The organism is Streptomyces sp. NPDC008121 (genome assembly GCF_042957155.1).
Lineage (GTDB): Bacteria > Actinomycetota > Actinomycetes > Streptomycetales > Streptomycetaceae > Streptomyces.
This window is the reverse complement of the sequence record NZ_JBIBHT010000003.1, coordinates 585,052-610,899: the sequence shown is the minus strand read 5'-3', so window position 1 is coordinate 610,899 and position 25,848 is coordinate 585,052. Positions and strand designations below refer to the sequence as shown.

At 73.4% G+C, this 25,848-nt stretch carries 25 protein-coding genes; 14 read left to right on the top strand and 11 right to left on the bottom strand.

Going from position 1 to position 25,848, the window contains the following annotated elements:
- Nucleotides 1–35: 35 nt before the first annotated feature.
- Both ACFZBD_RS12780 and ACFZBD_RS12775 read right to left on the bottom strand, forming a co-directional pair.
- Nucleotides 36–644, bottom strand: coding sequence for a DUF1003 domain-containing protein (locus tag ACFZBD_RS12780; RefSeq protein ID WP_391139365.1), 609 nt, complete (start codon nt 642–644; stop codon nt 36–38).
- Complete coding sequence (locus ACFZBD_RS12775; RefSeq protein WP_391139364.1) at nt 634–1,905, bottom strand: magnesium transporter MgtE N-terminal domain-containing protein; 1,272 nt, start codon at nt 1,903–1,905, stop codon at nt 634–636. Before ACFZBD_RS12775 ends, ACFZBD_RS12780 begins: the two co-directional genes overlap by 11 nt.
- A gap of 198 nt (nt 1,906–2,103) precedes the next feature.
- Between ACFZBD_RS12775 and ACFZBD_RS12770 the strand changes: the two genes are divergently transcribed.
- Complete coding sequence (locus ACFZBD_RS12770; RefSeq protein ID WP_391139363.1) at nt 2,104–2,910, top strand: hypothetical protein; 807 nt, start codon at nt 2,104–2,106, stop codon at nt 2,908–2,910.
- A 224-nt stretch (nt 2,911–3,134) separates the two neighbouring features.
- Here the strand turns inward: ACFZBD_RS12770 and ACFZBD_RS12765 are convergent, their stop codons facing one another.
- Nucleotides 3,135–3,647 carry a hypothetical protein gene (locus ACFZBD_RS12765; protein ID WP_391139362.1) on the bottom strand — a complete coding sequence of 171 codons (513 nt, stop codon included), beginning with the start codon at nt 3,645–3,647 and terminating at the stop codon, nt 3,135–3,137.
- 49 nt (nt 3,648–3,696) lie between these two features.
- A complete protein-coding gene (locus tag ACFZBD_RS12760; protein ID WP_391139361.1) occupies nt 3,697–4,824 on the bottom strand; it encodes a CorA family divalent cation transporter in 1,128 nt (375 codons plus the stop codon).
- Between the two features lie 425 nt (nt 4,825–5,249).
- On the opposite strand from ACFZBD_RS12760, the gene ACFZBD_RS12755 reads away from it, so the two are divergent.
- The 4 genes from ACFZBD_RS12755 to ACFZBD_RS12740 all read left to right on the top strand — a co-directional run bounded on the left by ACFZBD_RS12755 (nt 5,250) and on the right by ACFZBD_RS12740 (nt 8,868).
- Nucleotides 5,250–5,834, top strand: a complete 585-nt coding sequence (locus tag ACFZBD_RS12755; protein ID WP_391139360.1) for a suppressor of fused domain protein — start codon at nt 5,250–5,252, stop codon at nt 5,832–5,834.
- 257 nt (nt 5,835–6,091) lie between these two features.
- Complete coding sequence (locus ACFZBD_RS12750; RefSeq protein ID WP_391139359.1) at nt 6,092–6,730, top strand: DUF6758 family protein; 639 nt, start codon at nt 6,092–6,094, stop codon at nt 6,728–6,730.
- 251 nt (nt 6,731–6,981) lie between these two features.
- Nucleotides 6,982–7,842, top strand: coding sequence for a PHP domain-containing protein (locus ACFZBD_RS12745; protein ID WP_391139358.1), 861 nt, complete (start codon nt 6,982–6,984; stop codon nt 7,840–7,842).
- 420 nt (nt 7,843–8,262) lie between these two features.
- Nucleotides 8,263–8,868 carry a MarC family protein gene (locus ACFZBD_RS12740; protein ID WP_391139357.1) on the top strand — a complete coding sequence of 202 codons (606 nt, stop codon included), beginning with the start codon at nt 8,263–8,265 and terminating at the stop codon, nt 8,866–8,868.
- 154 nt (nt 8,869–9,022) lie between these two features.
- Here ACFZBD_RS12740 and ACFZBD_RS12735 read toward each other — a convergent pair whose 3' ends face one another.
- Nucleotides 9,023–9,175 (bottom strand): hypothetical protein, encoded by a 153-nt coding sequence (locus ACFZBD_RS12735; RefSeq protein WP_086024648.1) that lies wholly within the window; start codon nt 9,173–9,175, stop codon nt 9,023–9,025.
- A gap of 175 nt (nt 9,176–9,350) precedes the next feature.
- On the opposite strand from ACFZBD_RS12735, the gene ACFZBD_RS12730 reads away from it, so the two are divergent.
- Nucleotides 9,351–10,286, top strand: coding sequence for an NYN domain-containing protein (locus tag ACFZBD_RS12730; RefSeq protein WP_391139356.1), 936 nt, complete (start codon nt 9,351–9,353; stop codon nt 10,284–10,286).
- Between the two features lie 96 nt (nt 10,287–10,382).
- On the opposite strand, the gene ACFZBD_RS12725 is transcribed toward ACFZBD_RS12730, so the two are convergent.
- Nucleotides 10,383–11,240: an alpha/beta fold hydrolase gene (locus ACFZBD_RS12725; RefSeq protein ID WP_391139355.1), complete on the bottom strand. Its 858-nt coding sequence runs from the start codon at nt 11,238–11,240 to the stop codon at nt 10,383–10,385.
- Nucleotides 11,241–11,317: 77 nt separating this feature from the next.
- Here ACFZBD_RS12725 and ACFZBD_RS12720 point away from each other — a divergent pair, with 77 nt between their 5' ends.
- On the top strand, nt 11,318–12,319 hold the full coding sequence (locus ACFZBD_RS12720) for an endonuclease/exonuclease/phosphatase family protein (protein ID WP_391139354.1): 1,002 nt from the start codon (nt 11,318–11,320) through the stop codon (nt 12,317–12,319).
- A gap of 106 nt (nt 12,320–12,425) precedes the next feature.
- Here the strand turns inward: ACFZBD_RS12720 and ACFZBD_RS12715 are convergent, their stop codons facing one another.
- Nucleotides 12,426–14,594 (bottom strand): DEAD/DEAH box helicase, encoded by a 2,169-nt coding sequence (locus ACFZBD_RS12715; protein ID WP_391139353.1) that lies wholly within the window; start codon nt 14,592–14,594, stop codon nt 12,426–12,428.
- 520 nt (nt 14,595–15,114) lie between these two features.
- Between ACFZBD_RS12715 and ACFZBD_RS12710 the strand changes: the two genes are divergently transcribed.
- A complete protein-coding gene (locus tag ACFZBD_RS12710; protein WP_391139352.1) occupies nt 15,115–15,849 on the top strand; it encodes a ferritin-like fold-containing protein in 735 nt (244 codons plus the stop codon).
- A 268-nt stretch (nt 15,850–16,117) separates the two neighbouring features.
- On the opposite strand, the gene ACFZBD_RS12705 is transcribed toward ACFZBD_RS12710, so the two are convergent.
- From ACFZBD_RS12705 to ACFZBD_RS12690, 4 genes are all read right to left on the bottom strand, one after another.
- A complete protein-coding gene (locus ACFZBD_RS12705) occupies nt 16,118–16,390 on the bottom strand; it encodes a hypothetical protein (RefSeq protein WP_391139351.1) in 273 nt (90 codons plus the stop codon).
- Between the two features lie 225 nt (nt 16,391–16,615).
- Nucleotides 16,616–16,843, bottom strand: a complete 228-nt coding sequence (locus ACFZBD_RS12700; RefSeq protein WP_365714460.1) for a DUF3107 domain-containing protein — start codon at nt 16,841–16,843, stop codon at nt 16,616–16,618.
- 149 nt (nt 16,844–16,992) lie between these two features.
- On the bottom strand, nt 16,993–17,652 hold the full coding sequence (locus ACFZBD_RS12695) for a TetR family transcriptional regulator (RefSeq protein ID WP_391139350.1): 660 nt from the start codon (nt 17,650–17,652) through the stop codon (nt 16,993–16,995).
- A 147-nt stretch (nt 17,653–17,799) separates the two neighbouring features.
- Nucleotides 17,800–18,015, bottom strand: coding sequence for a hypothetical protein (locus ACFZBD_RS12690; RefSeq protein ID WP_391139349.1), 216 nt, complete (start codon nt 18,013–18,015; stop codon nt 17,800–17,802).
- Nucleotides 18,016–18,152: 137 nt separating this feature from the next.
- Between ACFZBD_RS12690 and ACFZBD_RS12685 the strand changes: the two genes are divergently transcribed.
- From ACFZBD_RS12685 to ACFZBD_RS12660, 6 genes are all read left to right on the top strand, one after another.
- Complete coding sequence (locus tag ACFZBD_RS12685; RefSeq protein WP_391139348.1) at nt 18,153–19,220, top strand: alpha/beta fold hydrolase; 1,068 nt, start codon at nt 18,153–18,155, stop codon at nt 19,218–19,220.
- A 176-nt stretch (nt 19,221–19,396) separates the two neighbouring features.
- Nucleotides 19,397–20,677 (top strand): DUF3152 domain-containing protein, encoded by a 1,281-nt coding sequence (locus tag ACFZBD_RS12680; protein ID WP_391139347.1) that lies wholly within the window; start codon nt 19,397–19,399, stop codon nt 20,675–20,677.
- A gap of 262 nt (nt 20,678–20,939) precedes the next feature.
- Nucleotides 20,940–22,574 (top strand): DUF3492 domain-containing protein, encoded by a 1,635-nt coding sequence (locus ACFZBD_RS12675; RefSeq protein ID WP_391139346.1) that lies wholly within the window; start codon nt 20,940–20,942, stop codon nt 22,572–22,574.
- A 13-nt stretch (nt 22,575–22,587) separates the two neighbouring features.
- Nucleotides 22,588–23,940, top strand: a complete 1,353-nt coding sequence (locus ACFZBD_RS12670) for a hypothetical protein (protein ID WP_391139345.1) — start codon at nt 22,588–22,590, stop codon at nt 23,938–23,940.
- Nucleotides 23,941–24,120: 180 nt separating this feature from the next.
- On the top strand, nt 24,121–25,080 hold the full coding sequence (locus ACFZBD_RS12665; RefSeq protein ID WP_365714467.1) for an NAD-dependent epimerase/dehydratase family protein: 960 nt from the start codon (nt 24,121–24,123) through the stop codon (nt 25,078–25,080).
- Nucleotides 25,068–25,811, top strand: a complete 744-nt coding sequence (locus ACFZBD_RS12660) for a spherulation-specific family 4 protein (protein WP_391139344.1) — start codon at nt 25,068–25,070, stop codon at nt 25,809–25,811. Before ACFZBD_RS12665 ends, ACFZBD_RS12660 begins: the two co-directional genes overlap by 13 nt.
- Nucleotides 25,812–25,848: the final 37 nt, after the last annotated feature.

The following is a 25,848-nucleotide window of genomic DNA, read 5'->3' as shown; positions in this document are numbered from 1 at the left end:
GGTACGGCGCCGACACCCGGGCCCGGAAAGACTTGTCAGCGGTCGGGTACGTCACTTCGGTGATCGCCGCCCGGAGGGAATAGATCCCGGTGCTCCCGGTGACCCTCCCGTCGGTCGTCCATCTCCTTGATCAGATCCTGGAGCTCCGACCGGATCCAGTCGCGCGTGGCCACCTCGCCCAGACCCATCCGCAGCGCCGCGACCTCCCGCGTCAGGTACTCCGTGTCCGCGATCGACCGCTCGTTCTGCTTCCGGTCCTGTTCGAGGTTGACCCGGTCACGGTCGTCCTGCCGGTTCTGCGCGAGCAGGATCAGCGGGGCCGCGTACGACGCCTGCAGCGACAGCGCGAGCGTCAGGAAGATGAACGGATACTCGTCGAACTTCAGCGGGGCCGGCGCGAAGATGTTCCACAGCACCCAGACGATGATCGTCAGGGTCATCCAGACCAGGAAGCGTCCCGTGCCCAGGAAGCGGGCGATCCGCTCGGAGAGCCGCCCGAAGGCCTCGGGGTCGTACTCCGGCAGCAGCCGGGACCGCCGCTCGCGCGGCAGGTCGAGCCGGATCCGGGGCATCGACCGTTCCCGGTCCCGCTCCCGTTCCCGGTCGCGTTCCCGGTCCCGGTCCTGCGTCCGCTCAGCCGCCATGACCTCGCCCCTCGTCGTGGAACTCCGTCTCCCGCCAGTCCTCCGGCAGCAGGTGGTCGAGTACGTCGTCGACGGTGACCGCGCCGAGCAGGGACCCGCTCTCGTCCACCACCGGCGCGGCGACCATGTTGTAGGCCGCGAGGTAGCTGGTCACGGCGGGCAGCGCGGTGCCCGGCGAGAGCGGTGGAAGATCACTGTCCACCAGCGAACTGACCAGCGTGAACGGCGGATCCCGCAGCAGCCGCTGGAAGTGCACCATGCCGAGGTACTTCCCCGTCGGCGTCTCGTCCGGCGGCCGGCAGACGTACACCTGCGCCGCGAGCGCCGGGGACAGGTCCTGCTGCCGTACGCGGGCCAGGGCGTCCGCGACGGTGGCGTCCGGCCGCAGCACGATCGGCTCCGTCGTCATCAGACCGCCCGCGGTCCGCTCCTCGTACGCCAGGAGCCGGCGCACGTCGGCGGCGTCGTCCGGCCGCATCAGGGTGAGCAGCCGCTCCTTGTCCTCCTCGGGCAGCTCGGACAGCAGGTCGGCCGCGTCGTCCGGGTCCATCGCCTCCAGGACGTCCGCGGCCCGCTCCTCCTTCAGCTTGCCGAGGATCTCGATCTGGTCGTCCTCCGGCAGCTCCTCCAGGACGTCGGCCAGCCGGTCGTCGTCGAGCGCGGCGGCCACCTCGGCGCGCCGCTTGGGGGAGAGGTGGTGCAGCACGTTCGCCAGGTCGGCCGGGCGCAGCCGCTCGAAGGTGGCGACCAGGTTCTCGGCGCCCTGCCCCTCCTCCTCGAGGGAGAAGCCGGTCACCGCCGACCACTCCACGGTCAGCGTCTCGCCCTTGCGGCGCAGCGCCCCCGCCTTGCCGCGCCGCACGAAGACCTTGTCGATCTCCCAGTCGCGGCGGGCCGGCAGCTGCTGGATGGCCACGTCGAGCACCGTGACCTCCTCGCCGCTCTCCACCAGGCTCACCCGCCGGTCCAGCAGCTCGCCCAGGACGAGCCGCTCGGTGGGACGCTGTTCGAACCGCCGCATGTTCACCACGCCCGTGGTGATGACCTGGCCCGACTCGACGCCCGTGATCCGCGTCATCGGCACGAAGACCCGGCGGCGGCTCAGCACCTCGACGACCATGCCGAGGAGCCGCGGCGGGCGGCGGCCCACCCGCAGGATGACCACGAGGTCCCGGACGCGGCCTACCTGGTCGCCGTTGGGGTCGAAGACGGGCACACCGGCGATGTGGGAGACGAAGATCCGGGGGGCGCCTGCCGCCATGCCACGCGCCTCCTCGGTGCCGCACGATTCGGGTCGGTCCCGTGTCGATGCTGATCCATGCCTGATTCAGGCTAGCCCGTGCCCTTACGGCGCGCCCCGGCAGCGCCCCCGTACGGCTGCCTGCGGTGGGGGCCCACCTGCCGGGTACGCTGCGGACTGCTCCATTCCCCTCCCGCTCCGACACGAGAGGCAGCGCAGGTGGCCGCTCTCCCTCCGACATCGCGTATTCGCAGGGCCGTCCTGCCCGTGGCGCTCGGCGCCGGGCTGACGGCGGTGCTCGCCGGTTGCGCCGCGGACCCGGACGAGGGGACGAACGGAGTCGGGAAGCTCTCGGCCTCCGCCATCGAGGAGAAGGCCCAGTCGGCGGCGGACGCGGCCAGATCGGTACGGCTGGCCGGGACGCTGGTCAGCAAGGGCGGTACGTACAAGCTCAACATGCGGCTCAAGCAGGACGGCGCGAGCGGCTCCGTGACCACGAAGAACAGCACCTTCGAGCTGCTGCGGGTCGGCGAGGCGCTCTATCTGAAGGCCGACGCCGGGTTCTGGGAGCCCGACGACAAGCCGTCGGGGACGCCGAGCGGCCCGGCCGGCGAGGACGCGGACGGGGACGCGGACGGCTCCGACGGGGACTCCGACAGCGACGCGGCCGACAAGCTCGACGACAAGTACGTCAAGGTCCCGCAGGACGACCCCGCGTACAAACAGCTGCGCGGCTTCACCGACATGGACCTGCTCCTCGACGGGCTCATCGGGCTGCACGGGGACGTCGTCAAGGGCGACCGCGACAAGATCGGCGGCCTGCGGACGGTCAAGGTCAAGGGCGGCGAGGACGGCGAGGGCGGCACGCTGGACGTCTCGCTGGACGGCGCCCCGTTCCCGCTGCAGTTCGCGCGGGGCGGCGGCGCGGGCGTGGTGGTGCTCTCCGAGTGGGACAAGGACTTCCCGCTGGAGGAGCCGGCGCCCGGCCAGACCGTGGACTACGGCAGGCAACTGCCGAGGACCTGACGGCCCCCAGGGCGTGTGTCGAAAGTCCCGCCTGGCCCGCGCCGCCTGGCACGAGCTCCCCCGTAGCCCTTCGGGCACGGGAGGTGCCCCCACGCCGCGTTGTCGGGATCACCCGAGTACGCCCAGTACGAGGGTGACCCTCCGCCTTGCGATCGCACGCACCAGACGCCGCGGGCCCTGCCCTGCGGGCAGACGGCGCTGCTTTCCGGACACGACCCAGGCCGTCAGCGCCTGCGGCGCTTGAGCAGCAGGCGGGGGAGCGCGGCCGGGACGGGGCGGCGGGTCGTCGCCTCCGACGGCAGCGGAGCCGCCGCGAGGGAACCGTCGGGCAGCTCCGTCGTGGAGGCCAGCGGCGTCAGCCGCAGCACCCGGCACTCCCGCGCCCAACGCCCCGGCATCGCCTCGCCGTCGGTGGCGTTCAGGCGCTTGCCCTTCAGCTCGGCGACCGCCGCGTCCCACTCCTCGGTGCCGGGGGCCAGCTCGCTCACCGCCGCCGTCCAGGCGACGATCCGGCCGCCCTTGTCCTTGCTGCGGACGGTCACCTCGGCGGTGGAGCCGGCCACCAGACCGGGCAGCGGCTGCTCGCCGGGGCCGTCGCCCACGACGTGCGCCGCGCCCTCGTGCCACACGTGCCACAGGGCCCGCGCGGCGGCCGGCGCGTCGCCCCGTACCCAGATGAGGCCGGACTTCTTGGTGGCCTCCTCGACGAGCGCGGGGCCGAGCGGCGTACTAGTCATGGCGGGAAGCCTACCGAGCGCCGGTCACCGGGCCCGCGCCGCAGACCGCCTAGAGCCAGCCGTTGCGCTTCAGGGTGCGGTGGATGGTGAAACAGATGGCCGTGATGCCGAGGAGCACCATGGGGTAGCCGTACCGCCAGTGCAGCTCCGGCATGTGGTCGAAGTTCATGCCGTACACCCCGCAGACCGCCGTCGGGACGGCCACGATCGCCGCCCAGGACGTGATCTTGCGCATGTCCTCGTTCTGCGCGACGGTCGCCTGCGCCAGATTGGCCTGCAGGATGGAGTTGAGAAGTTCGTCGAAGCCGACGACCTGCTCCTGGACGCGCGCCAGGTGGTCGGCGACGTCACGGAAGTACTTCTGGATGTCCGGGTCGACCAGCCGCATCGGGCGCTCGCTCAGCAGCTGCATCGGACGCTGGAGCGGGGTGACGGCCCGCTTGAACTCCAGTACCTCACGCTTGAGCTGATAGATCCGGCCGGTGTCGGCACCGCGCGTGGAGCCCTTGGCGGGCGGCGAGAACACGTCGATCTCGATCTGGTCGATGTCCAGCTCGACGGCGTCGGCGACCGCGATGTAGCCGTCGACCACGTGGTCGGCGATGGCGTGCAGCACGGCCGAGGGGCCCTTGCAGAGCAGCTCGGGCTCGCCCTGGAGGCGGTGGCGGAGGTTGCGCAGCGAACCCTGACCGCCGTGCCGGACGGTGATGACGAAGTCCGGGCCGGTGAAGCACATCACCTCGCCGGTCTCGACGACCTCGCTGGTGGCGGTGAGAGCGGCGTGCTCCACGTAGTGGATGGTCTTGAAGACCGTGAAGAGGGTGTCGTCGTACCGCTCCAGCTTGGGCCGCTGGTGGGCGTGGACGGCGTCCTCGACGGCGAGCGGGTGGAGCCCGAACTCCGCGGCGATACCGGCGAATTCGGCCTCGGTCGGCTCGTGCAGCCCGATCCAGGCGAACCCCCCGCCCTCCCGCACCTGGCTCATCGCGCCGCGCGGGGTCAGGCAGTCCAGGTCGTCCACCCGGCTGCCGTCGCGGTAGACGGCGCAGTCCACGACGGCGCTGGAGGCGGACGGGTCGCGGGTCGAGTCGTAGGCCGCGTAGGGGGTGCTGGTCTTGCGCAGGGAGGGCCGCAGGGACGGGCGGACCGCGGCACGCAGGTCACGGATCATCGACATCTGGCATGCTCCTTCACGTCGGAGCCGCCGGCGAGGCGTGGCACAGCCCGGAATGGGGGCGTGGACCTGATGTCCTACGTCCGCAAAGCGGGCGGCACCGCTGCGTCGCGGTGACGGCGTTCGCTACAGACAGGCAAAGGCGAAGTGCTCTTCCGTCGTGCGCGATGCCGGGGGGCCGGGCCGCGTAACGGGCCTTGGATCACCGGAAACGGGAGATACGCACCGGGCTCGGGTGCGGGGCGGAAGAGCGTTTGGTACTGCCCGATCGACTTCGATCCACCGCAGCCCCACCTCCTCCAGCCGGTCCCCCTTGGGGGATGACGTGTGACGTGTAGTCGGGAGTCCCGACCAGCGGCCAAGACTATCAGCCGACAGAGGGTCAATCCCGTCCCCTGCCCATTCCATACGCGCTTTATGCTCGCCGCATGGGACAAGTTCTTGCTCTGGTCGAGGCCCGTTTGCGTACGGCGCTCGGCGAACCGGACGCGCGGGCCGCCGTGACCTTCCTCGGCACGGACCGGATCGAGGTGCTCCGGTTCCTCGACGGAGACGTGGTCCGCTATGCCACGCTCGGCATGTCGGCCCAGCCGATGGCCGACCCGACGGCGGCGCTCGCCGACCCGGTGAAGGGCCCGCGCGCGGAGTTCGTCCTGACGGTACGGGCAGGGCTCGCCGACACCGACAAGGTGCTGCGCCCGCTCGCGGTCCTCGCCTCGGCCCCGCAGGTCGAAGGGGTGATCGTGGCCGCGGGCGCCTCGCTCGACGTCGGTGAACCCCTGTGGCCGGGAGCCCCGTTCAGCTCGGTGCTCGTCGCCGAGTCCGGCGGCCTGGTGGAGGACCTGGAGCTGGACGAGCCGATGGATCCGGTCCGGTTCCTCCCGCTGCTGCCCATGACGTCCAACGAGGCGGCCTGGAAGCGGGTCCACGGGGCGAAGGCCCTGGAGGAGCGCTGGCTGACGCACGGCACGGACCTGCGCGATCCACTGCGCACGTCGGTCCGACTGGACTGACCGGACCCCGACCGTCCGCCGCTGCCGGCGGGCATCCGCCCTTCCCGTCCCCCCGTCCGTCCGTCGCTGCCGGCGGGCATCCGCTCCGCCCGGCCCCTCGTCCGTCCGGCCCGGCGGAATCGGTGCCCGGCCCGGGCGTGTCGTGGCGTGTCGCGGCGCGGCGAGGAGCCGGCGCGCCCGTCACTCTCGGAATCCCGCCCCTCCAGACGGGTGATCGTCCTTGACGTGGACGCGGTGGGGTAGGACCGTTGGGCTCTATGAGGGGCGAACCCAGTTGCCCGAAGTGCGGTGGCCGGGTCAGGGCGCCCGGACTTTTTGCCGACTCCTGGCAGTGCGACACGCACGGCTCGGTGCACCCGCTGCAACCCGTGATCCCGCCCAGCGTCGAAGCCCTCGGCGTCGTCGTGCACCGTGCGGAGGTGCCGGTGTGGATGCCGTGGCCCCTCCCGGTCGGCTGGCTCTTCACCGGCGTCGCGTACGCCGGGGACGACCGCAGCGGCGGACGCGCGACGGCGGTCGCCTGCTCGGGACCCGGGCCGCTCGGCGGACTGGGTGAGCTGCTGCTGATCGCCGAGGAGCTCGGCGTCGGCCTCGGCGCGCGGTACGCCGGCATCGACGGACCCGACCCCGGCCCCGGCATGGCCATCGACAAACCCGCCCAGACGAAGGTCCTCGCCGCCGGCCGCCCGACCCCGCTCTGGCACGTCAACGGCTGCCCGGAGGACCGCGCGGTGTTCGCGGGGGAGGCGCGGGGGCTCTGGCTGTGGGCGATCGTCTGGCCCGAGCAGTCGGGACTGCTGATGTACGACGAACTGGTGCTGACGGACCTGCGCGACGCGGGAGCCGAAGTGGAACTCCTGCCGTGCGGGGCGCTGACACCGCGCCTGCTGAGATGACCGGCCGGCGGGGGAGCGTCGCGGCCCACTGATCGCCGCGCGCAACTCGCGGGTTCCGCGCGTAACGCCACCGGGTCACCGCTCGCGGGCGGCCGGGAGGTCACGGCGCGTGCGGGGGCGTGCGGTCCGTGTGCGGGCGGGCGTGCGGGCGGTCCGTGTGGCGGGCGGGGTCCGGGGGCCCGGGGTGTTCGATTCGCCCGTTATGCTGAAGCGTCCCCCTCGTCCGCCCCGAGCCTCCGGAGTACCGCGTCGTGCGCATCGACCTGCACACCCACTCCACGGCGTCGGACGGTACGGACTCCCCGGCCGACCTGGTCCGGAACGCTGCCGCCGCAGGGCTCGACGTCGTCGCCCTCACCGATCACGACACCACGCGCGGCCATGCCGAGGCGATCGCCGCGCTCCCCGAGGGGCTCACCCTCGTGACCGGCGCCGAGCTGTCCTGTCGGCTCGACGGCGTCGGTATGCACATGCTGGCGTACCTCTTCGACGCCGACGAGCCCGCGCTCGCCGCCGAGCGGGAGCTGGTCCGCGACGACCGGGTGCCGCGCGCCCAGGCCATGGTCGGCAAGCTCCGGGAGCTGGGCGTCCCCGTCACCTGGGACCAGGTGGCCCGGATCGCGGGCGACGGCTCCGTGGGCCGCCCGCACGTCGCCGAGGCGCTCGTCGAGCTCGGGGTCGTCCCCGACGTCTCCGGCGCCTTCACCCCGCAGTGGCTCGCGGACGGCGGACGGGCGTACGTCGGCAAGCACGAGCTGGACCCCTTCGAGGCGATCCGCCTGGTCAAGGCGGCCGGCGGGGTCACCGTCTTCGCGCACCCGTCCGCCGTCAAGCGCGGCCAGGTCGTGCCGGAGGCCGCGCTGGCCCGGCTCGCCGACGCCGGCCTCGACGGCATCGAGGTCGACCACATGGACCACGACGAGGCGACCCGCGCCCGCCTGCGGGGGCTCGCGAAGGAGCTGGGGCTGCTCGCCACCGGCTCCAGCGACTACCACGGCAGCCGCAAGACCTGCCGCCTCGGCGAGTACACCACCGACCCCGAGATCTACGGCGAGATCACCCGCCGCGCCACCGGAGCCTTCCCGGTCCCCGGTGCGGGCGGACCCGCCTGACCCTCGCGCGGCGACGGCCCCGGTCCGCCCGGGCGTGCTGCCCGGGTGCGGTCCGACGGCCCGGAAGCCCGTCCCGACGTGGCCGGTCCCCGACCTCCGGCGCCGACGGACCGACCGCTCCGGCACCCGGGGCTCCCGGTGCGGCGATCAGGGTCGGCCTCCGGTGCCGGGATCCGCGGTGCGGGCCCGACCGGCCCGCCGACCCGGACCGCCTCAAGGCCCAAGCCACGGCTCCGGCACCGAGCAGTGCGTACGGTCCGGCCCGCCCGGCCCTCGTACCGGAACGGTCCCGTAGGCCCGCCGCCCGTACGGGCTCGCCCCGCCGCGCCATGACGTCCCCGCCGCCCTCCCCGGGGCGGCTCCCCGCTCCCGCAAGGGCGCCCCCACCCCTCGTACACCCCAACTCGTGCAAGGCTCACCGTGTTCGACGTCGCCGTCTTCGGCTCGCTCTTCCTGACCCTTTTTGTGATCATGGATCCCCCCGGGATCACCCCGATCTTCCTCGCCCTCACCTCCGGCCGGCCGGCCAAGGTCCAGCGCCGCATGGCCTGGCAGGCGGTCGCCGTCGCCTTCGGTGTCATCACCGTCTTCGGCATCCTCGGGCAGCAGATCCTCGCCTATCTCCACGTCTCCGTCCCCGCGCTGATGATCGCGGGCGGTCTCCTGCTGCTGCTCATCGCGCTCGACCTGCTCACCGGGAAGACCGACGAGCCCAAGCAGACCAAGGACGTCAACGTCGCCCTCGTCCCCCTCGGGATGCCGCTGCTCGCCGGGCCCGGCGCGATCGTGTCCGTGATCCTCGCCGTCCAGCACGCCGACGGTGCCTCCGCGCAGATCTCCGTCTGGGCCGCGATCGTCGCCATGCACGTCGTCCTCTGGCTGACCATGCGCAACTCGCTGCTGATCATCCGCGTCATCAAGGACGGCGGCGTTGTGCTCGTCACCCGGCTCGCCGGCATGATGCTGTCGGCCATCGCCGTGCAGCAGATCATCAACGGTGTCACCCAGGTCATCCAGGGCGCCTGAGCGGCCCCCGGGCCGCCCCCGGACGTCACTGCGCCCCCGTACGGATTCCGGTTTCCGGAGTCCATGCGGGGGCGCGGTGCTTGAGTGGGTGCCCTACGGGCCACACGCGGCACGGCCTTATGGCGCGAGGCGTCGGCGCCAGGGCGTCACGGTGTTACGAGGCCGAGGTCTCGGCCGGGCGGATCCAGATGCGCTGACCGATCGAGGCGGCCTGCTGCACGATCCGGTTGACGGAGGCGGCGTCCACGACTGTCCGGTCGACGGGCGTGCCGTCGATGTCGTCAAGTCGCAGGATTTCGAAGCGCACGGGCTTCTCCCTTCGTCTGAGTTGATCCTCCTGGTGGAGAACTGGGTTACGTACGGCTACAACGGCATGCATCCTGCAAACATTCCCTACGCTAAGGAAAATTTTCGGATGGCTAACTACTGACTGGTAAGAGACATTGGCGGCAGGCCCCTGCCCGGCGGACAATGAGCCCCGTATGAACGACGCAGAGAACCCTCAGACGCCGCCCGAGCCGACCGCCGACCAGCTCAGGGCGCTCGGCGCCCGCGTGGAGCGCACCAACGAACTCCTCCAGCGGATGCTGGCGGAGGTGGCCAAGACACCTTCTACCCACGCCATCTTCGTCGACGCGGGTTACGTCTATGCTGCGGCCGGATTGCTGGTGGTCGGCACCGAGGACCGGCGCTCCTTCGACCTCGACGCCGAAGGCATCATCGAGGCCTTCATCGACAAGGCCCGCACGATCTTCGCGGACAGCCGGCTGCTGCGCGTCTACTGGTACGACGGTGCCCGGCGCCGCACCCACACCCCCGAGCAGCAGTCGATCGCCGAGCTGCCGGACGTCAAGGTCCGCCTCGGCAACCTCAACGCCAACAACCAGCAGAAGGGCGTCGACTCCCTCATCCGCTCCGACCTGGAGTCCCTCGCCCGGCACCGCGCCATCAGCGACGCCGCCCTCGTCGGCGGCGACGAGGACCTGGTCTCCGCGGTGGAGGCCGCCCAGGGGTACGGCGCCCGCGTCCACCTCTGGGGCATCGAGGCCGCCGAGGGCCGCAACCAGGCCGAGCCGCTGCTGTGGGAGGTCGACAGCCAGCGCACCTTCGACCTCGACTTCTGCCGCCCGTACGTCACCCGCCGGCCGGTCACGACGTACGAGAACGAGGGCGAGCCCCCGCCCTCGCGCGACGAGGCCCGGTTCATCGGCGCGCAGATCGCCGCCACTTGGCTCGGCGAGCGCGGCCGCGACGCGATGGCCGAGCTGCTGCCCGGCCACCCCTATCTGCCCGGACCGGTCGACCAGGACCTGCTGATCGAGGCGGAGAAGCTGCTCAGCCGCTCGCTGCGCGGCCACGCGGCCTTGCGCAGGGCCCTGCGCGACGGGTTCTGGCAGCACCTCCAGAACCAGTTCTGACCCGCCCGTACGCCGATCCCGTAGGGGCTCATCCGTACGGCCTCTCCGTACGGCCTGCCCCGTACGGGATGTGCCTCCGGGGCGCCCGTAGACCCCCTAGCAGCGCTCCCAGAACGCGGTCAGCCGGTCGGCCAGCTCCTCGGGGTGTGAGACGTTCGGCGAGTGGCCGGCGCCCGCCACCACCGTGTGGTGGGCCCCGGTCCGGCGCGCGGCGGCCGCCAGGTCGGCGACCGGCCAGACCATCTCGCCGTCGCCGTACGCGATGTGCAGCGGGACCGTGAGCTTCGCCAGCTGCTCCGTCCCCTCCTGGCCGTAGACCAACAGCCTTCCCGCGACGGAGAGTTGAACGATCCGCGTACGCATCCAGCGGCGATGCAGGAACCACGTGATCTCCGGCGGGTCGACCACGCCCGGCGCCTCGCCCCGGCTGTCCAGCCAGCGCATGGCCTGCCACACCCGATCCTTGGACAGCACGGCCAGCGCGGCCCGCAGCGCCCGCACCCGCACCCGCTGGGCCCGGCAGACCCGCCCGGGCCCGGAGGAGAGCAGCGTCAGCGACCGGAAGGCCTCCGGCGCGTGCCAGGCCGCCGCCCGGGCCACCAGGCCGCCGAACGAATGCCCCACCAGATGCACCGGGCCGTCCCCGAGCGCCGCGGCCTGCGCGACGGCGTCCCGGGCCAGCGCCTGCCGGCTGTACGCGGAGCGGCGGCGCGGCCCCGGCGTCTCGTGCTGCCCCCTACCGTCGACGGCCACCGCGCGGTAGCCGGCGTCGCTCAGCGGTCCGAGGAGCGCGAGGAAGTCCTCCTTGCTGCCGGTGTAACCCGGCAGCAGCAGCACCGTGCCCCGCGTCTCCCCGAGGGGAACGGCCTCCAGCACGGCGAAGCTCCCGCGTCCCGTCAGCAGCCGGCGGGGGTGGGTGCGGGGCGGCAGCGCCAGGGACCGGGGCTTGCTCATGACAGGACTGTATCCGCAGATGGGGGCGGTCGCCGGGCCGCCCTCTACGATGATCGCCTTTGAACAGGGGAGGGAATGTGAAGCGCGGACAACGACGGCTCACGGTCGTTCTGTCACTCTTCGGTCTGGTCCTGACGGCGGCGTCGCCCGCCTCGGCGGCGAGCACCACGGCGACGTACACGGTCTGGCACTGGAACGTCTCGGGCCATGTCATGTGGGACGGGAAGACCACCGGCGGCATGGTCACCAAGGCCGTGTCCTCCATCGACAACCGCGACGCGGACTTCGTGTCCTTCAACGAGATCTGCTTCAGCCAGTACAAGGCGATCCAGCAGGGCCTGATCGCCGCCGGATGGCCCGAGGACACGGGGAACTTCTCGCGCTTCGCGGAGACCCTCGCCCCGATCTCCGGGCTCTGCGACGGCGCGTCGGGTTTCGGGAACGCGCTGTTCAGCAAGCGGGCGCTCGGCTCCTCGCGGCAGTACCCGCTGCCGGCGGACACCCCGACGGCGGAGCGGCCGACGCCCGAGCCCCGGAAGATGCTGTGCGCGCCCCTGGCCGAGCAGGCCAGGATGAAGTTCTGCACCGTGCACATCACCACCAGCAACGTCGTGGGCCCGGGGCAGACCAAGGCCGACAACGTCCGCCAGCTCGACGACGTCCGCGGGGTCCTCGACGGCTTCGACGCCGCCGGCGAGACCTACCTCGTCGCGGGCGACTTCAACGCCCAGCCCGACTACAGCCGCCTCGACGGCTACTACGCGCCGTCGGTCGCCGGGAACAACGGGAACAACACCGGTGCGCACCGTGAGCTGGACGACGCCGACGCGGCGAACTGCCCCGGATACGGCGAGTGGACCGCCGACGCCGTGCCGGGGAACGCGCCGCCGTGCGGCGACAAGGCGAAGATCGACCACGTCTTCGTCCGGGAGAGCCGCGTCGCCGGACCGTACAGCGCCGACGCGTTGACCATCCCGACCGGCTGCACCGTCCCCGACCCGATGGCCCCGCCGGCCGACCCGACCCAGTGCTCCGACCACCGGGTCCTCGTCGGAACGGTCCCCGTCCTCATCGGCTGACCCGACGGGCCCGCCGACCGGCGCATCGGCGCCGGAGTACGGAACGACACGGCGGCCCGTCCCCTGCGCAGGGGACGGGCCGCCGTGTCGTGGTGCGGTGCGGGCGTCAGCTCTCGGGCTGGGCGGCCGCGGCCTTCTTGGTGGTGCGGCGGCGCGGGGCCTTGGGGGCCTCGGCCGGTGCCTCCACAGCCTCCGCCGGAGCCGCGGCTGCCTTCTTGGTGGTGCGGCGGCGCGGTGCCGTCTTCGGCTCCGACGCGTCGGGGGCCTCGGCGGCGACGGCCTTCTTGGCCGCACGGCGGCGGGGAGCCTTGGGGGCCTCCTCGACCGTCTCGGCGACGGTCTCCGTGACCTCGGCGGCCGCGGGGGCCTCCGTGGCGGCGGCCGCCTTCTTGGTGGTGCGGCGGCGCGGGGCCTTGGGCGCCTCGGCCGGTGCCTCGGCGGCTTCGGCCGGGGCGGCGACCGCGGGGGCCTCGGTGGCGACGGCCTTCCTCGCGGCCCGACGGCGGGGGGCCTTCGGGGCCTCGGCCGGCGCCTCGACGACCTCGGCCGGCGCGACGGTGGCGGCCGCGGCGGCCGCCGCGGCGGCGGCGGTCTCCGGGGTCTGGAAGGTCACCGCGTCGGCCTCGGTGCGGATGATGCGGGGGCGGCGACGGCGCGGGGCCCGGGGGGCCTCCTCGACCGTCTCCACGGCCACGGGCGCCGCCTGGGTGACCGGAGCCTTCTCGGCCGCGCGGGCCCGGGGGGCCTTCGGCTGGGCCACGGGAGCCGCCGGGGCCTCCGCGACCGGAGCGATCGGGGCGGCCGTGGGGGCCGTGGGGGCCACGGCCGTGGCGGTGCCGCCGCCCGTGCGGGTGCGGCGACGACGGCGCGGGGTGCGCGGCTCCGCCGACTCCTCCGTCGCCGCGGGGGCGGCGGACGGCGCGGTCGCGGGCGCGGCAGTGGTGGTCGCGGCCGAGGTGGTCGCGACGGTCTCGTCGGCCGTCGACCCTCCCCGCGTGCGGCGACGCTGGCGCGGGGTGCGCGTACGCGCCGGGAGCTCCTCGACCGGGGCGGCCGAGGCCGCCTTCTTCCGGCCGCGGCCGCCGGGCTCGCCCAGGTCCTCCAGCTCCTCCGCGCCCAGACCCGCGCGGGTCCGCTCGGCGCGGGGCAGGACGCCCTTGGTGCCCGCCGGGATGTCCAGCTCCTCGTAGAGGTGCGGGGAGCTGGAGTACGTCTCGACCGGCTCGTGGAAGTCGAGGCCGAGCGCCTTGTTGATGAGCTGCCAGCGCGGGATGTCGTCCCAGTCGACCAGGGTCACCGCGGTGCCCTTGGCGCCCGCGCGGCCGGTGCGGCCCACGCGGTGGAGGAACGTCTTCTCGTCCTCCGGCGACTGGTAGTTGACGACGTGGGTGACGCCTTCGACGTCGATGCCTCGCGCGGCGACGTCGGTGCAGACGAGCACGTCGACCTTGCCGTTGCGGAAGGCGCGCAGCGCCTGCTCGCGGGCGCCCTGGCCGAGGTCGCCGTGGACCGCGCCGGAGGCGAAGCCGCGACGCTGCAGCTGCTCGGCGATGTCGGCCGCCGTGCGCTTCGTACGGCAGAAGATCATCGCGAGCCCGCGGCCGTTGGCCTGCAGGATGCGGGAGACCATCTCCGGCTTGTCCATGGAGTGCGCGCGGAAGACGTGCTGCTTGATGTTGGCGACGGTCACGCCCTCGCCGTCGGACGAGGTGGCGCGGATGTGCGTCGGCTGCGACATGTAGCGGCGGGCCAGGCCGATGACGGCGCCCGGCATGGTGGCCGAGAACAGCATGGTCTGACGCTTCGCCGGAAGCATGTTCATGATCTTCTCGACGTCGGGCAGGAAGCCGAGGTCGAGCATCTCGTCCGCCTCGTCGAGGACCAGGGCCTTGACGTGGGAGAGGTCGAGCTTGCGCTGGCCGGCCAGGTCGAGCAGCCGGCCGGGGGTGCCGACGATCACGTCGACGCCCTTCTTCAGGGCCTCGACCTGGGGCTCGTACGCCCGGCCGCCGTAGATGGCGAGCACGCGGACGTTGCGGACCTTGCCGGCGGTGAGCAGGTCGTTGGTGACCTGCTGGCACAGCTCTCGGGTGGGGACGACGACCAGCGCCTGCGGGGCGTCGGTCAGCTGCTCGGGCCTGGCCCGGCCCGCCTCGACGTCGGCGGGGACGGTGACGCGCTCCAGGAGCGGCAGGCCGAAGCCGAGCGTCTTGCCGGTGCCGGTCTTGGCCTGGCCGATGACGTCGCTGCCGGAGAGTGCGACCGGGAGGGTCATCTCCTGGATGGGAAAGGGGGTCACGATGCCGACGGCTTCGAGCGCCTCGGCCGTCTCGGGAAGGATTCCGAGCTCTCGGAAAGTCGTAGTCAGGGTGCTGCCTCTTCTGTGAGACGCGGCGCGAGGCGAACGATGGGGGTCGTACCGTGCCGATTCACTTCCGGCCGGATCGGACACGTCCCGGATCAGTCGGATCGATCCTGGATCGTGAAGATCACAACCGGGTGGCGCGGGACCACTGCCGTCGCTCGAGCGTCATGCCGCTTGAGGGACCCTTCCGCGGTGCGCGGGGAGGGCTGTCGGGTCGGAGCCAGTCGGGCCACCGACCGGGCATCCTCATTCATGAGATGGCCCACCGGGTACGTCCGAACGTGCGAAAGCATGTCCACATACTCAGCAGGCGCTTTATCACTGTACCCCGGATTCGCGCAGGTGTGTTGGGAGAATTCGTAATGAGGGCGCGGTCACAGTGACTGACCAGGGCCTTACCCGGTGCTGCGGGCGGGCTATTGTGCGCTTCATGGAGACGCCTGACAACGCCACATCCGCCGAGGAACCCACCGGGATCGCCGCCCAGGACTGGGCCACGGCATCCGCCGAGCCGCAGTACCGCGCCGCGGTCGTCGATCTTCTGGGGGCGCTGGCCTACGGCGAGCTGGCGGCGTTCGAACGCCTCGCCGAGGACGCCAAGCTCGCGCCGACCCTCGCGGACAAGGCCGAGCTGGCGAAGATGGCCTCCGCCGAGTTCCACCACTTCGAGCAGCTGCGCGACCGGCTCACCGCCGTGGACGCCGAGCCGACGGCCGCGATGGAGCCGTTCGCCAGGGCGCTCGACGACTTCCACCGCCAGACGGCGCCGTCCGACTGGCTGGAGGGCCTGGTCAAGGCGTACGTCGGCGACTCGATCGCCAGCGACTTCTACCGCGAGGTGGCGGCCCGTCTGGACTCCGACACGCGTCGGCTGGTGCTCTCCGTCCTCGACGACACGGGTCACGGCAACTTCGCGGTGGAGAAGGTCCGCGCCGCGATCGAGGCCGACCCGCGCCTCGGCGGCCGGCTGGCGCTCTGGGCGCGCCGGCTGATGGGCGAGGCCCTCTCCCAGGCCCAGCGGGTGGTCGCCGAGCGTGACGCCCTGTCGACAATGCTGGTCGGCGGCGTGGCGGACGGCTTCGACCTCGCGGAGGTGGGCCGCATGTTCTCCCGCATCACCGAAGCCCACACCAAGCGCATGGCGGCCCTGGGCCTCGCGGCCTAGGACGCCTTCGGCGTCGAAGACCGCGGGTAGGCGGCCTCCCCCACCACGGATGGCGCCCGCGGGCCGGGCGCGGCGCGGTGGGGCCGCGGAGCGCGGTCCTGGTGGGGACGGCACCGGTTCAGGGCACGGCCCGTGCGCGGCTGCCGGTCAGGGTCCGGCCGGCCCGCCCGTCACCCTTCTCGCCGGCCAGCCAGCCGGCCGGCCCGGCGCCGGCCGCGCAGGCGCCGAGGCGGAAGCCGCCGGTCAGAACCGCCGGTCAAGCCGCCCGTCAGGCCGCCGCTGATCGGCGGAGGCGGCGGCGGGTGGCCGGGCGGAGGAGCAGGGAGAGCAGCACCGCCGCCACGGCGACGGCCCCGATCAGGGTCGCCAGGCCATGGCCGGGGCCCAGGGCCCCGTGGGTCACCAGAGCGCCGAAGACGGCGCCGAGCGAGCCCGTCAGGAGGACGGCCCTTCGTCCGGGGAGTCGGTCGGGCAGCCGGTGCACGGCCGCCCAGGCCAGGGCGAGTCCGAGCAGGGCGGAGCCGATGGCTTCCAGGAACACGGGATCACCTCGCGTGCGGAGCGGAGCGGGCAATTCGGTCGTAGGCCGTCCTACCCGAACCCATCGCGATACAACCCTCCCCGGCCGTCCCCACCAGCACATTCGGCGGACACCCGCCATCGACCGACCGCGCGCCCGGCCCTCGTCCGGCCGCCGGACACACGAAAGGCCGGCGGATCACATCCGCCGGGCCTTTCGCTGTACCGGACGTACCGGACGTACGTCTCAGAGCGCGCCGAAGCCCACCCGGCGCACCGCCGGCTCGCCGATCTCCACGTACGCGATCTTCTCGGCCGGGATCAGGACCCTGCGGCCCTTCTCGTCCGTGAGGCTGAGCAGCTGCGCCTTGCCGGCCAGCGCGTCGGCCACGGCGCGCTCGACCTCCTCGGCGGACTGCCCGCTCTCCAGAACGATCTCCCGGGGTGCGTGCTGCACGCCGATCTTGACCTCCACGGCTATGTCCCTCCGAACGGTCAGCGTTGCGCGTCTCCCGCGCCGTACGCTGCACACATTAGCCCGGTGAGGGGACACGTACGGCGCAGCCGCTCAACGCCAGGAGCGAACAGCGCGCGAAAGGCGCGCGGCCGGCGCCCCCGGACCGGTCAGTGGCCCTCGGCGCTCAGCTGCCCCTCCGTGGGGTGCAGCGGGAACCCCGCGATACCGCGCCAGGCCAGCGAGGTCAGCAGCGCCACCGCCTTGTCGCGCGGGATCGCCGACTCGCTGGAGAGCCAGTACCGCGCGACGACCTGCGAGACCCCGCCGAGGCCCACGGCGAGCAGCATCGATTCGTCCTTGGAGAGCCCGGTGTCCTCCGCGATGACGTCGGAGATCGCCTCCGCGCACTGCAGGCTGACCCGGTCCACCCGCTCGCGCACGGCCGGCTCGTTGGTCAGGTCGGACTCGAAGACGAGACGGAACGCGCCGCCCTCGTCCTCGACGTAGGCGAAGTACGCGTCCATGGTCGCCGCGACCCGGAGCTTGTTGTCCGTGGTCGACGCGAGCGCGGTCCGCACCGCCTGGAGCAGCGCCTCGCAGTGCTGGTCGAGGAGCGCCAGGTAGAGCTCCAGCTTTCCCGGGAAGTGCTGGTACAGCACCGGCTTGCTGACACCCGCCCGTTCGGCGATGTCGTCCATCGCGGCGGAGTGGTAGCCCTGCGCGACGAACACCTCCTGGGCCGCCCCGAGGAGCTGGTTCCGTCGGGCTCGGCGCGGCAGGCGCGTGCCCCGAGGGCGTGCTGCCTCTGTCTGCTCGATGGCTGTCACGCCGCCTCCCAAAAATCGATCCATGCGCGCTGTGGCGTCGCGCCCGCCATCGTACTTTTGGGTAACCCGGCTGTGCGCGGTGCGGACGCACAATTTCACGGACCGGACGCCCGGAATGGTCGGCAATTCAACATTAAACCGAACAAATCAGCGGTAGTCGTCTTCGTCCAGAGAGACCACCCGAGCCTGCTCGGAGGCGTCCGCCTCGTTCGCCGACTCCTGCTCCAGATGTGTGTGCGGCTCGTCCTCGTCCTGCCGGACATCGGTCTGCTGCTCGGCCGCGTCGGCCTCGGGGATTTCCTCGTCGAGCACTCCGGCCTCTTCCTCGGCGAATGTGTCCGGCTCGTTCGGATCGGCAGTCATGGGCTTCCTCCCCGGCACACGGTCGCTCTCCGGATGACCCTCTCCTACGAGCGTAGGAGCACAGCCCGTCCGGCGCACCCGAGCCTGTGACGCCCCACACACGCGCCACGGCGTGATCGTCTCGTAATATTGCGGCCATGTCGTCGACCGAGTACCCGGAGCCCCGGACCTCCGCCGCCCCGCCCGCGTCGCGCACCCGCACCGTACGGGTCGCCGACGGCGAGGAGTTGCGCTCGGTCGCACTGCCCGGGCTCACCCTCACCGTGCGCGCCCGGCCGGGCGTCCGGCCCGGCCTCCCGCCCGCGCTGTACGTCCACGGCCTCGGCGGTTCCTCCCTGAACTGGTCGGCCATGATGCCGCTGCTCGCCGACCTCGTCGACGGCGAGGCCGTCGACCTCCCCGGCTTCGGCGACTCCCCGCCGCCCGACGACTCCGACTACTCCGTCACCGGGCACGCCCGCGCCGTCATCCGGCTGCTCGACGCCGGCGGCCGCGGCCCGGTCCACCTCATCGGCAACTCCCTCGGCGGCGCCGTCGCCACCCGCGTCGCCGCCGTCCGGCCCGACCTGGTGCGCACCCTGACCCTGGTCTCCCCGGCCCTGCCCGAGCTGCGCGCCCAGCGCACCGCCTGGCCGACGGCGCTGCTCGCGCTGCCGGGCGTCGCCTCCCTCTTCTCCCGGCTGAGCCGGGACTGGACGCCGGAGCAGCGGGTCCGCGGCGTCATGGCACTCTGTTACGGAGACCCCGGACGGGTCACCGACGAGGGCTTCCAGCACGCAGTCGAGGAGATGGAACGCCGCCTGGAACTCCCGTACTTCTGGGATGTCATGGCACGCTCCTCGCGTGGCATCGTGGACGCGTACACCCTCGGAGGGCAGCAGGGCCTGTGGCGTCAGGCGGAGCGGGTGCTCGCGCCGACGCTCCTCGTCTACGGTGTCCGCGACCGGCTCGTCTCGTACCGGATGGCGCGCAGGGCGGCGGCGGCCTTCGGCGGCTCGCGGCTCCTGACCCTTCCGGACGCCGGGCACGTGGCCATGATGGAGTACCCCGAGACGGTCGCCCAGGCCGTGCGGGAGCTGATCGAGGCCGAAGCGGCCGAGCGGGGCAGGACAACCGAAGAGGCCGGGCGGTCCGGACGGGCCGAACGGACCGAACCGGCCGAGATGTTCGACGAGGCCGGCACAGACGACAGCGGCGGGAGCTGATCCAGGGCGTGGGACGACATAGTCGGAGGGGGCCCGCGGCCGATACGGCCCGGCGGGGGAGCGCCGGGCAAGGGCAGCAGGGACAGGGGCGGACGCCGGCACAGGCGTCGGCGCAGGGGCAGGCCCAGCCGCAGGGTCAGGGGACGGGCCGCCGCAGGCGCTCGCCCGACCAGGACGTGTACGACCAGGACACGTACGACCGGCAGGCCGCGTACGGTCGGAACGCGCAGCGCCAGAGCGCCTACGGCGGGGACGCGTACCGCCAGGACCCGTACGGGCAGGCCCCCTACGGGCAGGGCCACGGCCGGACGGCGACGGCGTACGGCCAGGCCGTCTGGGACACCCCGGCGCACGGCACCCCCGCCGCGCACACCGACACCCCCGTACGGGGCGGGCACCCCGGTCACGCCGATACCGGTTCCCCCTCCGAACGCTACGGCGACTGGCACGGCGCCCCGCGCCCCACCGGCCGAACTCCCGGCTCGCAGGACCCGTTCATTCCCGGCCCCCGACGCGAGACCGCCACCGGGACGCCCGCCGACCCGTCCTCCGAGACCTCCGCGCAGGGCTCCGCCGACGCCCCCGAGGAGGACCTGCCCGGGACGCGGCCGGCCAAGAGCGGCAAGGGCCGCACCCTCACCGGCATCGCGGCCGCCGCCGTCACCACCGTCCTCGCCGTCGTCGTGGCCGGCCAGGTCGCCGAGAGCGAAGCCGGCGGCGCCCTCGCCCAGGCCGCCGAAGGACCCGCCGACCGTGGTGCCGAGGACGGGACCGCCTCGCGCTCCGACGAGCGGAACACGCCCGTGCGGCCCGCCGAGCCGGCGCCCGCCGGCCCGGCCGTGCCCGCCGCCCAGCCGACCTACGAACAGCTGATGGACAGCCAGTTCCCCATCGACCCCTCGCTCCGGGGGCCGGGCGACTTCGAGACCGTCCCCGGCTTCGACAAGGCCCCCGGCAAGGGGGACAAGGTGCGCTACCGGATCGACGTCGAGAAGGGGCTCGGGCTCGACGCGAAGCTCTTCGCGCGGGCCGTGCAGACGACCCTCAACGACGAACGGAGCTGGGCAGGCAAGGGGGAGATGACCTTCGAGCGGATCTCCAGCGGGGAGCCCGAGTTCGTGGTCACCCTCGCCAGCCCCGGCACCACCGGCGTCTGGTGCGCCAAGTCCGACCTGGACACCACCGTCGACAACGTCTCCTGCGACTCCGCCTCCACCTCGCGCGTGATGATCAACGCCTTCCGGTGGGCGCAGGGCTCGGAGACCTACGGCGCCAAGGCGATGCTCGCCTATCGCCAGATGCTCATCAACCACGAGGTCGGCCACCGGCTCGGACACGGCCATGTGAACTGCCAGACCCCGGGCGCGCTCGCCCCGGTGATGCAGCAGCAGACCAAGTCCCTGAACGTCGACGGCATCAAGTGCCGCCCCAACCCGTGGGTCCACCCGGGCCGTTGACGGGCCCCGGTGGCCGTTGACGGCCGGACCGGCGAGGCCGGACAGACGCCCCAGGACCGGCCGGAGCCTCACGCTTCGTCACCGAATCACCTCGTAGCGCGACAGAACGCGACCCGAGTGTGAAAGTTACGTGCATTCACCCCTTCCAGTGGCGCGATGGACAACCGTCCATCGCGCCACCCGCATATCCGCTTACGTTCTTCCCGCTGCGCGTCGCCCGACCGAAGGCGACGGCGACCAAGGGAGAGCGGGGGTGTGCCTCATGCGGATCGGACTGCTCACGGAGGGTGGCTATCCGTACGCCACGGGTGAGTCCAGGCTCTGGTGCGACCGGCTCGTGCGCGGACTCGCCCCGCACGAGTTCGACGTCTACGCCCTCAGCCGCAGCGCCCGCCAGGAGGACGGCGGCTGGGTCGACCTGCCCGACGGCGTCCGCCGCGTCCGTACGGCACCCCTCTGGGCCCCCGAGGACGACGGCCGCACCTACGGTCGCCGCGACCGCCGCCTCTTCGCCGGACACTTCCGGGCACTCGCGACCGGCATCTGCGCGGACGGCGACGAGCCCGCGGGCGGGGCCGCGGGGCGCTCCTTCGCCCAGGGGCTCTACGGCCTCGCCGAACTCGCCAGGGAACGCGGCGGACTCTACGCCGCGCTCCGCTCCGAACTCGCCGTCCGCACCCTGGAGTCCGCCTGTCGCGCCCCCGGCGCACGCCGGAGCCTGGCAGGCGCCACCGTCCCCGACTACCTCGACTTCGCCGACCAGTTGGAGCGCGCCCTGCGCCCGCTCTCCCTCGACTGGTACGGCGAGGACGACCTCGGCGCGGCCGACCTCTGCCACGCCGCCTCGGGCGGATCGGCGGCCCTCCCCGGCCTGTTGGCCAAACGCTTCTTCGGCACCCCGCTGCTGGTCACCGAGTACGGCGTCCAGCTCCGCACCCACTACCTCACCGCCTTCGACGCACCCGTCTCCGCCCCCGTACGCGCCCTGCTCGCCGCCTTCCACGGCCGGCTGGCCGCCGAGGTCTACCGCGAGGCCGCACTCCTCACCCCCGGCAACGCCCACGCCCGCCGCTGGCAGGAGAGGTGCGGCGCCGACCGGGCCAAGCTGCGCACGGTCCACCCCGGCATGGACGCCGCACGGTTCGCCGAGATCGGCGAGAACGAGGAGAGCGGCGACCCGGCCACGCTCGTCTGGGTCGGCCGGGTCGAACCGGCCAAGGACCTGATCGCGCTGCTGCACGCCTTCGCCGACGTGCGCCGGGCCCAGCCCGACACCCGGCTGCGGATCATCGCCGCGCCGGCGCGCGAGCCCGGCGCGGAGGCGTACCTCGCGCACTGCCGGGGGCTCGCGGCCCAGCTCTTCCCCGACGAGGCGACGGGCGCGCACGCCGTCGGCGAGAACCCGGTCACCTTCGAGGAGATCGGCGGACCCGAGGCCCCGACGCTCGCCGAGGCGTACGGCGCCGGCGCGGTCGTGGTCCTCTCCAGCGTCGTCGAGGGCTTCCCGATCAGCCTGGTCGAGGCCATGTTCTGCGCCCGCGCCACCGTCTCCACCGATGTCGGCGCGGTCGTCGAGGTCATCGGCGGCACCGGACTGGTCGTACCCCCGCGCAACCCCCGGGCGCTCGCCGACGCGTGCCTCGCGCTGTTGCGCGACCCGGAGCGCCGCCACCGCCTGGGCGCGGCCGCACGCGCCCGCGCGCTCGAACTCTTCACCGTCGAGCAGAACCTCGCGGCGTTCCGCGACATGTACCTCGAACTCCTCTCCCACGCGCCGGTGCGCCGCCGCGCCGCCGAGGGCGTCCCCTTCGCCCACCCGGCCGAGGCGTACGTCCCCGGCGCCTGGGCGGACCAGCCGGTGAGCGCGACCGCCGGCCAGGGAGACCCCGATGCCTGAAGGAGGCACCCCCATGCGCGGCCCCGCCGCCCCCACCAGCCCCGGCCCCTGGGACGCCCACTCCGAGGCCCTGCTGGAGACGAAGGCGCTGACGCCCCTCATCCCTCACCCCACCGCCGCATGGGAAGGAGAAGGGAACACCGTTGCGCCCCTCGGCGCGCAGGACGCCCCCCTCCCGGTCCTCGCCCCCGAGGACGACACCCTCCCGGGCTTCGGCGCGGAGGACGACACCCTCCCGGGCCGTGGTCCGGAGGCCGGCGCCCTTCCCGGCCTCGACGCGGAGGCCGACACCGTCCCGCTCAAGACCACCGCGACCGTGCCCGTGAACGCCCCCCGACGGGGGCCCGTCGACCCCGTGCGGGTGCTCATGCACCGGCACCGGGAGCTGTGCGAGCGGGCCGTCGACCCCCTGGAGATCGCCGCAGGTCTCGAGGCGCACGGCGTCACCGACCGCACCGCCGCGCGGTTCCGGCACCGGGACGTCTTCTCGCTCGCCGAGGAGCTCTACGCCCGCGTGCCGCGCGGGAGCGGGGCGCCCGTGCGCCCCGCGCGCGAGACCGGGGCGCGCCCCGGACGGTCCGGGTGGACGGTCCGGGCCCTCGTGCCCGGAGCCGTCGCCACCCTCGCCGTCGGCGGACTCGCGCTCACCGAAGGGTCCGTGCGCCTCGCCGTCGGCGTGGCCGGGGCCCTCGGCCTGGCCGTCGCGCTCGTCGTCGCCGTCCGGCGCGGCCCCCTGCGCGCCGCCGGCCGCACCGCCCCCGCCGCGCGCGTCTGGACCCTGTGGCTCCTCGCGTACGCGCTCGGCGGGGACGGTCTCCTCCAGGAGACGCTCACCGGCGGGCCCGAAGGCGGCTGGCCGGTCACCCCAGGGCCTCTCCTCGGCCTCGCTCTCGCCGTCGCCCCCGCGGCCTGGTGCGCCCACCTCTTCTCCGTACGGGCCCGCCACCGCCTCGCCGCCAGCCGCGGCCTGGAGGACTTCGCCGCCGGCGCCCGCCCGCTGCTCCTCCTCGCCGTCGCCCTGCACACAGCCGCCCTCGCCGCCCTGCTCGGCCTGACCGGCTTCGCGCCCGGCGCGCTCGCCCTCGGCGCGCTGCTCCTGCTCGCCCGGCTCCTCACCGTCCACGGCTTCGCCGACACCGCCGCGAACGGCCTCGCCGCCGCCTGCGCCGGCGAAGCCCTCGCCGTCGCGACCGTCCTCGCCGCCCGGATCCCCGGCTGCGACCTCCTCGCGGTCCCCGTCCGCACCCTCGTGGGCGCTTGGGGCCCCGGCGCCCTGCCCACCCTCGTCTGCGGCGCCGCGGCCGTCGGCCTCCTGGCCCACGCCACCGTCGCCCTCTCCCGGGCCTCGGCCCACGCCCATCCCTAGGGGGTGTCATGCCGACCTCGCCGGGGTCGCGCCGATCGCCATGACGCCCCCTGAACCCCGACGCACCCGCGGAGCCGACGCCGCGGGCGCGTCCCCCGCGCAGGACCCACTTCAAGGAGACGAAAGAGACATGACCTCCCTATACCCAGCAACGGCCGGTCGGCGAGAAGGGGCCGCACGATGAGGGTGCTGCTGCTCGGAGCCAACGGATTCATCGGACGCTTCGTCGCCGACCGGCTGCTCGCCGACCCGGCCGTCCACCTCACCGCCCTCGGGCGCGGCGACGACGCCGACGTACGGTTCGACCTCGCCGGCGGCAGCCCCGGCGCGCTGACCCGCTTCCTCGACGCCGTCCACCCGGGCGTCGTCGTCAACTGCGCCGGCGCCACCCGCGGCGGCGCCCGCGACCTGACCCGGCACAACACCGTCGCCGTCGCCACCGTCTGCGAGGCCCTGCGCCGCAGCGGCTGCGGCGCCCGCCTGGTCCAGGTCGGCTGCGCCTCGGAGTACGGGCCCTCCCAGCCCGGTTCCTCCACCGCCGAGGACGCCGTGCCCCGCCCCGGAGGGCCGTACGGCGTCTCCAAGCTCGCCGCCACCGAACTCGTCCTCGGCTCCGGACTGGACGCGGTCGTCCTGCGGGTGTTCTCCCCGGTCGGACCGGGCACGCCCGCCGGCTCCCCGCTCGGCCGCCTCGCCGAGGCCATGCGCCGCGCCATGCAGGCCGGCGACGGCGAGCTCAAGCTCAGCGGCCTCGGCGTGCAGCGCGACTTCGTCGACGTACGGGACGTGGCCCGCGCGGTCCACGCGGCCTCGCTCTCCGCGGCCCAGGGCGTCGTGAACATCGGCACCGGACGCGCGGTCAAACTCCGCGACGCCGCCGCCGTCCTCGCCCGGGTCGCCGGATACGCCGGGACCCTCCACGAGCTGGACGGCCCGCCCCAGCGGCCCGTCATCGGCGCCCCGCGCACCGAGACCATCGCGGAGCAGCTGGCCGCCGCCCCCTACCCGTACCCCGACGGCTGCGGCAGCTGGCAGCAGGCCGACGTCCGCACCGCCCGGGACCGGCTCGGCTGGCGTCCCCGCATCAACCTCGAGGAGTCCCTCGCCGACATCTGGATGGAGGCGGCATGCCGCATCTGACGACGAGCACCACCGGCGCCGTCCAGGAGATGGGCTTCGGCGTCCCCGGCTACGCCCACCCGCTGCTCGCACCGGTCGAGTGGGCCGAGCTGACCCGCCCCGGCACCCCCCTCCACTGGGCCGTCCTCAACGTCGCCGAGGGCCCCGGAGCCCGCCCCGACCCGCACTGTCTGGAGGCGGCGGGCAAGCTCCGCAACGCCGGCGTCCGGGTCCTCGGACACCTGGACCTGTGCCACGGCTCCCGCGTCTTCGGCGAGATCGTGTCGGACGCCCACCGGTTCCTGGACTGGTACAAGGTCGACGGCTTCTATCTGGACCGCTGCCCGGCCGACCGGGCGGACCTGCCCGAGGTCCGGCGGGTCTGCGCCACCCTGGAGGCGGTTCTCGACGGCGAGGCCCACCTCGTCCTCGGCCACGGAACCCACCCGTACCCCGGCTACGCCGAGACCGCCGACCAGCTGGTCACCTTCACCGGACCGTGGACGGACTACCGCTGGTCGCAGGTGGCCGAGTGGACCGCCGAGTACCCGCCGGAGAAGTTCGTGCACCTCGTCCACGGGGTGCCCCGCAGTCACCTCGACGAGGCGATGCGGATCGCGCGCTGGCAGGGCGCCGGGACGATCTTCTTCACCGACCGCGGGGAACAGAGCGGGCAAACCGACCCGTTCCAGGCCCTGCCCGGCTACTGGGACGAAATCGTCTCGCGCATTGGACCGGGTGTCTCGGAATGAGAAGGGGCGTGGCAGTGTTACGGGGAGAACAACCGTA

Bases quoted from the DNA above. Each gene is read 5' to 3' on its own strand.
- ACFZBD_RS12780 (WP_391139365.1), bottom strand. From the start codon at position 644: ATGGCGGCTGAGCGGACGCAGGACCGGGACCGGGAACGCGACCGGGAA.
- ACFZBD_RS12775 (WP_391139364.1), bottom strand. From the start codon at position 1,905: ATGGCGGCAGGCGCCCCCCGGATCTTCGTCTCCCACATCGCCGGTGTG.
- ACFZBD_RS12765 (WP_391139362.1), bottom strand. From the start codon at position 3,647: ATGACTAGTACGCCGCTCGGCCCCGCGCTCGTCGAGGAGGCCACCAAG.
- ACFZBD_RS12760 (WP_391139361.1), bottom strand. From the start codon at position 4,824: ATGTCGATGATCCGTGACCTGCGTGCCGCGGTCCGCCCGTCCCTGCGG.
- ACFZBD_RS12755 (WP_391139360.1), top strand. From the start codon at position 5,250: ATGGGACAAGTTCTTGCTCTGGTCGAGGCCCGTTTGCGTACGGCGCTC.
- ACFZBD_RS12750 (WP_391139359.1), top strand. From the start codon at position 6,092: ATGAGGGGCGAACCCAGTTGCCCGAAGTGCGGTGGCCGGGTCAGGGCG.
- ACFZBD_RS12730 (WP_391139356.1), top strand. From the start codon at position 9,351: ATGAACGACGCAGAGAACCCTCAGACGCCGCCCGAGCCGACCGCCGAC.
- ACFZBD_RS12725 (WP_391139355.1), bottom strand. From the start codon at position 11,240: ATGAGCAAGCCCCGGTCCCTGGCGCTGCCGCCCCGCACCCACCCCCGC.
- ACFZBD_RS12715 (WP_391139353.1), bottom strand. From the start codon at position 14,594: ATGACCCTCCCGGTCGCACTCTCCGGCAGCGACGTCATCGGCCAGGCC.
- ACFZBD_RS12710 (WP_391139352.1), top strand. From the start codon at position 15,115: ATGGAGACGCCTGACAACGCCACATCCGCCGAGGAACCCACCGGGATC.
- ACFZBD_RS12690 (WP_391139349.1), bottom strand. From the start codon at position 18,015: ATGACTGCCGATCCGAACGAGCCGGACACATTCGCCGAGGAAGAGGCC.
- ACFZBD_RS12685 (WP_391139348.1), top strand. From the start codon at position 18,153: ATGTCGTCGACCGAGTACCCGGAGCCCCGGACCTCCGCCGCCCCGCCC.
- ACFZBD_RS12675 (WP_391139346.1), top strand. From the start codon at position 20,940: ATGCGGATCGGACTGCTCACGGAGGGTGGCTATCCGTACGCCACGGGT.
- ACFZBD_RS12670 (WP_391139345.1), top strand. From the start codon at position 22,588: ATGCGCGGCCCCGCCGCCCCCACCAGCCCCGGCCCCTGGGACGCCCAC.
- ACFZBD_RS12665 (WP_365714467.1), top strand. From the start codon at position 24,121: ATGAGGGTGCTGCTGCTCGGAGCCAACGGATTCATCGGACGCTTCGTC.
- ACFZBD_RS12660 (WP_391139344.1), top strand. From the start codon at position 25,068: ATGCCGCATCTGACGACGAGCACCACCGGCGCCGTCCAGGAGATGGGC.